A 10064-nucleotide genomic window follows, 5' to 3' on the forward strand; every position below is an offset into this window, starting at 1 on the left:
CACAAAATGCCAGTGTTAAACTTAAAAATGGTGAACAATTTACTGAAGAGATCCAATTGTCTGGTGAATGGAGAGAATGGAAATATTTCAATTGTTCGGTTAATAAATCAACAACGATTCAATACTCGGCTACCCACTTAAGGCGGGACAGCCTGTAAGTTCAATTAGTTAGCAAGCCCTTAATTTTTGCTTGATTGTGGTATTGCCATGGAGCCAAAATAGCGGAATTTGTCCCGCTTTAAGTTGGTAGCCCAATACTCAGGCCCTGATATCTTTTTTAATACAAATATTGAAGAAAATTTTAAATTTAATACACTTGATTCTGTAAATGTAAAACCTGAAATAAAATGTAAAAATGAAGTGCCTGGCTGGATGAGGTGTCGTGAAGATGATTTACCGATAGTTCTCAATTTAGAATTAATGTATATTTATTTTCCAGGTGATTCATATAAGCTGTGGCGTAGAAATTCTGTTGTTAAATTAATCCTGCCAGGGGAAAAAGTATCGCAGGATCAAATTGTTTTCAGACCGGATTTTATTGAAGCTGACAATGGTAAACTGGTGTTTATTCCAATGTCTCAGTCTTTACAACCAGGGGTGTATGAGATTCATGTTATAGGAGCTCTTGGGGTTGAAAACATAATTTTACCGTTTGTATTTTTTCCTGTAAATTCATTTAAAACTGAATTTTCAAATGATAACACGCAGATAATTAAAAACTTTTTTTTCAAATTGCACTATGATATTCCTTTAGAGCCGTTAGGTAATACAAATTTTATTTTAAGCGATAATGTTGCAACAATTTCAGTTATTGATGACAGTGGAGATGCTTTTTGTGCATTAAAACTTTTTCCCAAATCCCATGCTTCAGTGATATTACTTTTTGCTCGAAATCAAATCCGGTGGGTCAGGCGAAGCGAATCAGGGTTATTCAGCTGGGTTGACTGGAAGGTATGGCCTGAAGAGATTTCTGTTCAGCGGTTAAATGAGCTCTCGGATTCAAAAGTTCATATTGAAATTGATCGAGAATATGGTGACTCAATAAGAGTGGATAAAAAGAATAAATTACGTTTATTGTTAAAGAATAATAGTGGTAATAATAATGATAGTACCAGCTTAATGTCATATAATGCACCTAATCATAAACGTAAAACCAAAAATCTTTGGGATATTAATTTAAAGCAATTCTCGGATCAATTAAAATATATTGAAAATGTACAGGCTGCGGATATAGTTATTGATAAATATGGCAGACAAGAAAAAACTATTTTTTCACTATTGCGTTTTCCTGAGTATAAAGAGTTTTCAGTAAAAACCATCAAACATGAAAAAAATAAAGAACATATTGAAGTATACTGGGTTGTGCATCCAAATGATCCACTGAAAAAGAGGGTGTTAACATTTCAACAAAAAAATAATCCGAAACAAAAATTTACCAAATCATTGCCAGATAACATGCATCCCCCTTTTATCGTGGAGATTGATGCAACAAATGAAGCGGAAGAATGGATTGTTCAGATTGATATTAAACGTTCACGTTTCGGGGGAAGTTTTTCAAAAATCAAAGAAAATAAAACAAGTATAACATGGCTTAGAATTCCACCTGACTGGAAAGACTGGATTAGTCTGGCCCATATACGACCCGATAGCATACATGAGAAATATAGTGGATTTCAAAACGATAACAATAAAGTAAAAGAGAATATTGTATTACCGTGGATTTCTTTTTTACAAGCATTTCACAACAAAAATAATAATTTAAACGAATCTTTTGTTAAATATGTTGGAGTAGAAAATTTATTAAAGATTTTTCCCATTTCAAAAAGAAATCATTGGCAGGTACGAAAGGGTATAAAAAAAATATTTGAAATCGAAATAGTTGACAGTACATTAAATACAGGAACTATTCAATCAGATTATGTTAATTGCAATGCCACTGCATGGTATAAAATAATCCCTGACGATACTCTTATAACATTTAAAATGCGTGACAATCATAAATATCTGGGAAATGCTGGAACTTTCTGGTATTGTTATAAGTCAGTTGGTAATACTGAGCCTGTTATGTCGTCGTCTGAAAATGGAGAACTTGAGCTGTCAACATGGTTAGCTGATGCTGTAGACTCCGAGGAACATGGTTTTTTAAGTGCGGGTTTCCCTCTAAAAAATGTCTGGATGAATTCTTGCTGGCTGCCCATTTCAGATCCTTTCAATGCGAATGATTCAGTTTTTATAAGTGCCTCCAGCGATTCTGATTCTCCTTTCAGTGTTTTAAAAAAACTTGGTGATACTGAGAACAATAAGGTGTGTATTAATTTTGTTGCTGCATGGAAAGATATGTTCCCAAAATTAAATGCAAATGGGCTATTGAAAAAAATTATTTTTTCAAGGGTTGATTCAGTTCCTTTTCTTACAGGGTTATTATCGTTTGTGCTCAGGTTGAAAGCAAATGGCTATGATAATCTTTTGGACATAGATTCCGACAGTAATTTAGCACAACAAGCCAATGGTCTTTTTAAGGAGACTTTTAAGTTTGTTTCAAAAAATCTTGCCGGTACTTTTTTAAATGATTTGATTTTATGTGAGATTCTAATTAATTGGTACTGGAGAAAAAAAATAATCAGTTTAGATGACTGATTTATGTATTTTTTTGCCAGAATTTGAATGAGTGATTCAGAGGTAATATAAAATGGTTGCAAAAAGAATTGATCCTATAAGAGCGAGCAAAAATATTCGAGAAACATATGTTAGATATTTAATTACATCATTTGGGATAAAAAATCCTGAACTTGCAAAACAGTTTAAAGAGCTGGCCAATAATTCTGAAGGCTTGTTTCGTGGTCCTGTTCTTGAATCAACACCAAAATATAAAAAAGGAAAATCAATACTTGATATTGTGAACAGTAAAGATTCGTTTTTAAGTGATGAATTTCGTGAATTGATTCCAGGTCTTGATATTAACTCAATAAACAAAATATTCCCCCTGAAGCGTGAGTTGTATTCGCATCAGGAAAAAGCTTTAAGAAAAGTTGCAGCCGAAAATAGAAACATTGTAGTAGCAACTGGTACAGGTTCTGGTAAAACAGAATCTTTTCTTCTGCCAATAATTGATTACCTTTTAAAAGAAAGGCAAAAGGGGCAATTGGGGCCAGGTGTCAGAGCTTTATTATTATATCCCATGAATGCCCTTGCAAATGATCAGATTGCAAGATTAAGAAAATTGCTTCCACCTGAAACAGGAATTTCTTTTGGAAGATACACAGGACAAACTAAATATACTTACAAGCAAGGCATTGAAGCATTTAAAAATGAAAATAATAATGAAATCCCTCAATCAAATGAATTTTTCTGCAGAAATCAAATCCTGGGATTATCTCCTGAAAAAAAAGACTGGCCGCATAAGGATTTTGATCTAAAGGTTGGTCCACCAAATTTATTATTAACTAATTTTGCAATGCTTGAGTATCTACTTATGAGACCAGCTGATTCAGCTTTATTTGATACTGGTGCCGGTAATAGCTGGCGGTTTATAGTTCTTGATGAGGCTCATGTATATTCCGGGGCCCAGGGAACAGAAATCGGATATCTCATAAGGAGATTGAAGGATCGTATTTGCCGTTCTCAAAAAGGTAAGCTGCTTTGCATTGCAACCAGTGCCACAATTGGGGCAGATGATGATAATTCAAAGAAAGCATTGGCAACATCTTTTGAAAATCTTTTTGGTGAGCCTTATGATGCTCGGGATATTATTACAGGTGATGTAGTACCGCCGCAGGATTTTTTAGGCACCTATAAGAATTGGGGAAAAGGATGTGTTAAATTTTATCAGACGCTTGATCTGTTGATGAATGATGAAGCTGATTCAGTGGTCTCTTTTATATCAAAACTCAACAAAAAATTATTTTTTTTAAAAGAAAATAATCCTTCAGGTAATGAATATCCAGATAACAAAATTATACATGAAGCAATAGAACCATTACAGTCAATTACCGATCTTGAGGCAGCTAAAGATATTTTTTTATATAATATTCTTGCCGGTGATAGCAGGGTACGAGCCTTGATTGACAGACTTGAAGACTCCCCTGTTGATTTAAAAAAAGCAGCAAAGCTGATTTGGCAGGAAAATGGAGATGGAATTGAAGGAGAAGCCGGGTTAAACTATTTGATCTGTTTGGTTCATCTTGCTTCAAGAGCACGGTTATCATCGGGTAGTGCATCGCTTCTTGCCTGTAGATATCACTATTTTGTAAGGAGTATTGAAGGTCTTTCAATCTGTTTAGTAAAATCTGATCAAAAGGAACTTGCAGGAAAATGGCCTAAATTACTTTTAGGACGACACAGCATAGTACCAGACGCACCGGATGGTGAAGCTGTTGCTTTTGAGGTACGTGCATGTGGCAGGTGTGGACAAACATATCTTCATGGATATCTTCTAAAAGATGGTCGATTTACTTCTTATCTTAAAAGAACAAAAATTGAAGAAGAATATAAAAAAAGTGTACATTTAGTTATTGATCTGCATCAGATTACAACACCTCCAGAAGATGAAGCAGCATTAAGAGATGAAAAACCTCCTGCATCTGAAGATGAAAAAAAGAATATCATAACTACTGACAGCTCTCAATTAACTGATGAACAATTTTTATGTTCAAGGTGTGGCTATATTGCTGATACCAATAAACTTTTATGTAAGCACTGTAGTAAAAATGAAAAACGATTTTCAAGGGAGTGGATTTCTGTCCGGCAGGTTAAACCTTCAAATGGTTATATAGTAAAGGTATGTCCTGCATGCGGTGGACAAAAGCATGTGGGCGGGTCAATTATCAGACCGTTTTCTCCTGGTGATGATGCGGCAGGGACTGTTCTTGCTCATTCTCTAATGACAGAGATTCCTGAAACTTCTGAAACCCAGATATTGGCTGTCAAAGAGTCGAATAAACCAAAAAGTCGATTTACATCAAGAACAAAGACAAAAACTTTTTTAAAAACTGCCGGAAAAAAAAGACTGTTAGCTTTTAGTGATTCAAGGCAGGATGCTGCTTATTTTGCAACATTTCTTGATAGAACAGCTAATCATATTCTTCACAGACAATTTATAATTCAGGCAGCTAAAAAACTTTTAAAAGATAATCCTGGTATTGATGTTTTTGGCCCTGCAGATTTGAAAAATCCATTAATTGAAATAGCACAAAAAAACGGACTTTTTGATATCAGTTTTACTGAACTTGAAAAAAGTAATGAAGTATTTAAATGGATAAATTCGGAATTAATAGGAATTCAAAAGCGCAATGGATTGGAAGGAGTTGGCCTTTTAACCTGGGATTTGAAATATCGAAATCAGTTGATTGAATTTTTAAAAAAACATGACGAAGGAATATTTGAAGATTATAAATTACATGCTGAAGAATTTATAAAACTTTTAGAAATTATTTTATCAGAATTAAGAAAACAAAATGTATTACAAGCATTACCCAATGTAGATATTAGAGATAGCTATTTCTGGCCAAGAAACAGACCTTATTCCATCCGTGAAACCAGTGTTAATCCAGCTCTTTCAATTTCTGCATGGACTCCACAATCTGCAAGGAAAAATATCCGCAGTGACTATATTCAAAAACTTTATAAAAAATTAGACGTAAAAATTGATAATGAGTTTGTGAAAAAACTTTTGAGTGATTTATGGGAACTAACCAATGAGTTTGAAGATGGTATTATCTGGGAAGAAATTCCATCTGTTAATACATTGTGGGGGGGGAGAGGTAATGACGGAACGGTATGGCAGCTAAAAAATAATTCATGGGTAGGAAGGCTTCATAGTAATAAAATTTATAAATGTAATTTATGCGGAAATTACAGCAGCTTAAGTTTAAAGCATATCTGTCCGGTTTATAATTGTTCCGGTGAATTGACTAAAATTATTCCTGAACATGAATTTAAAGATAATCATTATCGTAATACCTATGAAGGTGCATCTGTACCGATATCCGTTTTAGAACATACTGCTCAACTGACAAATCAGGAAGGAGCAGAGCGTCAGCGTAATTTTACAAATGATAAAAATAATTTAAATATATTATCCTGCTCTACAACTTTTGAACTGGGTGTAGATGTTGGAGAGCTTCACGCAGTGTTTCTAAGAAATGTGCCGCCAACAGTATCTAATTATATTCAACGTTCAGGCCGGGCTGGCAGGCGCTTAAGTGCTGCAGCTTTTGTTTTGACCTTTTGTAGAACCAGACCACATGATCTTGGATATTTTGATATGGTTAACAAGCTTATTGCCGGAAAGATAAAGCCATCATTAGTTACTATCGATAACAGTCGAATTGCTCGTCGTCATTTACATGCGGTTGTTTTATCTCATTTCTGGAGACATAACTATCCAAGGCTTTTCAACGGGCCGGAAAATAAAAAAAAAGGTATTGTTAAATGGATGTTTTTTGAAACAGATAAAACAGTTTCCCAGCTTGTTTATGATTGGCTTGCACAAAAGCCAGAAGAATTAATTGAGGAACTAATAAGAATTTTTCCAGAAGAAATATTTAATAAAATTGGGCTGGATAATTGGGGGTGGGTCTCTAAATTAATTGATTTTTCAAAAAACGAAGATAATGTATGGGAAGGTTCGTTAGGTCTTGCACAATCGGAATTAACAAATGAATATAACGAATACGAAAAACTTGGAAAAGAAACTCCAAGGCTTTTTAATTATGCTGCTTCTCAGCAAAAAAGAATAACAGAACGGCAATCTCTTGGCTTTTTAGCATCAAGAAATGTATTGCCAAAATATGGTTTCCCGGTTGATGTTGTTTCTTTAAAAATTCAAAGCAAAGATAATTGGGCTCAACGCATTGAACTTGATCGTGATTTAAAACTTGCATTAGGTGAATATGCACCGGGTTGTACGCTTGTTGCAAATGGAAAAGTAATAAAAAGTTACGCCCTTGAAAAAATTGCTGGACGTCAGTGGCCGGAATATCAATTTATAATATGTAAAGAGTGTGGGAGATTTTATCGTACTTCAACCTCCCATGGCGATAAAATTGAAATTTGTGATTGTGGAAATTCTTTATTAGAAAAGAGTAATACCTTGCTGGAAGGGAATTTTATTATACCATATCTTGGATTCAGAACTACAATTGATGAGGATGGGCAAGATCCTGTTGAAATAAGGCCACAGAGAACATTCCCAACACGTGTTTACTTTTCCCATTACGAAACAACTTTCATGAATAAATTTATTCATGAAGGAGATCCTGATCCACTTTCAGGTTATAGAATTAAAAAAAGATATTCACGTGATGGAACGTTGGCTGTTTTAAATCCAGGACGTTCAAATAGAGGTTTTTGGGTATGTCCTTCATGTGGGTTTGGTGATTCAGTTGCTGAAGGGCAACCTAAAAAGCATAAAACTCCATGGGGTAAACCTTGTAAAGGGCATTTGAAAAGAGTTTTTCTTGGGCATGAGTTTCAAAGTGATGTTCTTGAAATCAGAATTGTGGGGGCACAGATAAATAAATTTGGTCAGGGCTTTTGGTTATCACTTACTGCTGCATTGCTTGCCGGTGCTGCAAAGGCACTTGATATTGAGAGAACCGATATTGATGGAACTGTATTGCAATTTGGTGGTGACGGATACCGCTCGTTTGTTTTATTTGACACTGTTCCCGGGGGTGCCGGACATGTTAGAAGAATCAATAATAATTTAAAATGTGTGATGCAGGAGGCTTTTAATATTTCAGATAATTGTCCAGGTTGTTCACGGGAGCAGTCTTGTAACTCCTGCTTACGTAATTATAATAATCAATTTGTGCATGATCTTTTACAACGAGGTGAGGTCGCTGATTTTTTAGGTATAATTATCAGCAATATTTATGAAAAAGGCAATAACGGTTACTTCTCATTAGGAATGACTGATACCGGAAGATGGATTGAACAGCAAATTAAACGATCGAATAGAATAGATTTGGTTTTAGATGAAATCCCGGTATTGTCCGCAAATAATAATTCAAACAGAAACTGGTATAATTTACTTCAGGATCTTTCCGCTAAAGGTAATAGAGTACGATTGTTTCTAAATAAAAGTATTAAAGTTACGAGGAGTGCAGAACCATTAATAAAAGCGTCGCTGCATTCGCTGGCAATGTTGTCTCAAAATTCTTATGTTGAAATATTTGATGCCTCCCACGAAAGTGCAATTAATGATCATATATATTTTGAGACGGGGCAGGCAAGATTCGCAGGTATTTGGTCAGCAGGAGAAAAAAAATTAACAGATATTTCAAATATCAAAATTTCTCATTTAAATACTCATCTTGATATTGTTAATAATTCTTTTAATTCTCTTGCAGAAAAGCTGTCAGATAAAAAGTTACATTTGGCATATTTTGAAAAATTGCTTCAAGGCACCAGAATTATTCAAGTCGATCCGGGTACTAAACAAACCTGGAAAGATATTATTTCACCCTATATCCCCAGAAATATAAAAAAAGTAAACATATATGATCGCTTTATACGTAATAATTATCAATTTAAAAGTTTGGAAATGTTTATAGATGCTATGTTGCTTAATTCAAATAATGGCAATTTGCAGGTTGACGTTAAGACAACATCAGAAAATAAAAATTCAGCCACTGAAAAATTTAGGAAACTTCAGCATCACTATAGAAATACATCTTTAACATTAAAATACAATGTTATTGATATTGATCACAATAACCCTCATTTTAGAAGAGTTGAAATTGAATCCGTTAATGAAGCGTGTTCAATCTGGTTAGACAGAGGGTTAGATATTTTTATTTTTTCTGATTATAATATGATTAAGCACGAAACAAGACAAACCTATGCTGTTATTGAACAAAAGCAACTATGAAACTGACAAATTAATGAAATATTGGGCATCCTTCATATCAGCATAAAAGTACTTTACACTTTTTCAGTAAAACCACCTTTAAATTAAGGAATGGTTTCAGAAAGTGTAAAGTACTTATGAAGGATGCCAAATATTGCATAAAATTCCCCAAAGATAGATTTATATGAAACTCCGCATAACTATTTAAACTCATGGAGTTTCATTCTTTGTTGTGGCAGAAGAGAATGACCATGCTCCGGTCATGCCGGTTTATATGAAAGTCCATGTAACCAACAGCGACTTTCATGCTTTGTTGTGGGCAAACCGAGGTGAATAACCAGGTCTGCCCATGGCAGTTATAGAGAAACATGGTGCAGAGCAGGAGTACTTGAAAAATCCTTTTCTCTTTCCCAAGCTGGAGTTTGGGAAAGGAGGGCAGGTAAATCCTTGTTATTGCCAGTGCAGAAAAAAACGGGATCCCCATATTTCGCAAAGAATTGAACTTTGCACGCAACAGGCTTGTTGAGATCAGGTGAACATGGAAGAAAATAAAATATCAAAACAAAATGAGTCAGCAGCAGATTTTGATCCTGAAGAACAAGAAGATCTTGATAAAGAAATAATCGACTTAAAAGAGCCGTTTAACACCTCGCAGCAAAAAAAGCTTGACTGAACAAAAGAATCTATTATTATCTTAAAGAAAGGACGAGGGAGACTTTACAATATGATTTATGTAAAACCTACATCAGATATATTTATAAAATATTTATTTGGAACTGAAGAAAACAAATTTTTATTATTGGCATTTATAAATGCTGTTTTAGAGAATTCTGGATTTCCTCTGATTAAAAACACTTGAGCTGAAAAATTCTTTTAATCTGAAAACCATAATTTTTGACAAAGAATCAATTTTAGATATTAAAGCCACTGATGAATCAGGGAAAATTTTTAACATAGAAGTTCAAACATCAAACCAGGGGCAATTCAATTATAGAACACTTTATTACTGGGCCAGACTTTATTCTTCTCAACTGCAGGAAGGTGATATCTATAGCAAATTTTATCCTGCAATCTGCATAAACATACTGGATTTTAAGCTTTTTAAAGATTTTGAAAAATATCATTCAACCTTTATGGTGCGGGAAAAAGATGAGCCTGAATATCTTTTAAGCGAGCATCTTGTGATACATTTTTTAGAGCTTCCAAAGCTTAA

General features: G+C 34.3%; 3 protein-coding genes. All 3 read left to right on the plus strand.

What is annotated here, in order from left to right; translation table 11 throughout:
* Window positions 1-228: 228 nt before the first annotated feature.
* The 3 genes from U9P79_08925 (at window position 229) to U9P79_08935 (ending at window position 9524) form a co-directional block, all read left to right on the plus strand.
* The gene (locus U9P79_08925; GenBank protein MEA2104743.1) at window positions 229-2637 is read left to right on the plus strand and encodes a hypothetical protein; all 2409 of its coding nucleotides are present in this window, start codon (window positions 229-231) and stop codon (window positions 2635-2637) included.
* 52 nt (window positions 2638-2689) lie between these two features.
* Window positions 2690-8872, plus strand: a complete 6183-nt coding sequence (locus tag U9P79_08930) for a DEAD/DEAH box helicase (protein MEA2104744.1) — start codon at window positions 2690-2692, stop codon at window positions 8870-8872.
* A 517-nt stretch (window positions 8873-9389) separates the two neighbouring features.
* Entirely contained in the window at window positions 9390-9524 is a 135-nt protein-coding gene (locus tag U9P79_08935) for a hypothetical protein (GenBank protein MEA2104745.1), read from the plus strand.
* Window positions 9525-10064 lie beyond the last annotated feature (540 nt).

The organism is Candidatus Cloacimonadota bacterium (assembly GCA_034661015.1).
Lineage (GTDB): Bacteria > Cloacimonadota > Cloacimonadia > JGIOTU-2 > JGIOTU-2 > JAYEKN01.

Coding starts and splice junctions, on each gene's coding strand:
- U9P79_08935 (MEA2104745.1), top strand. CDS start 9,390: ATGGAAGAAAATAAAATATCAAAACAAAATGAGTCAGCAGCAGATTTT.
- U9P79_08930 (MEA2104744.1), top strand. CDS start 2,690: ATGGTTGCAAAAAGAATTGATCCTATAAGAGCGAGCAAAAATATTCGA.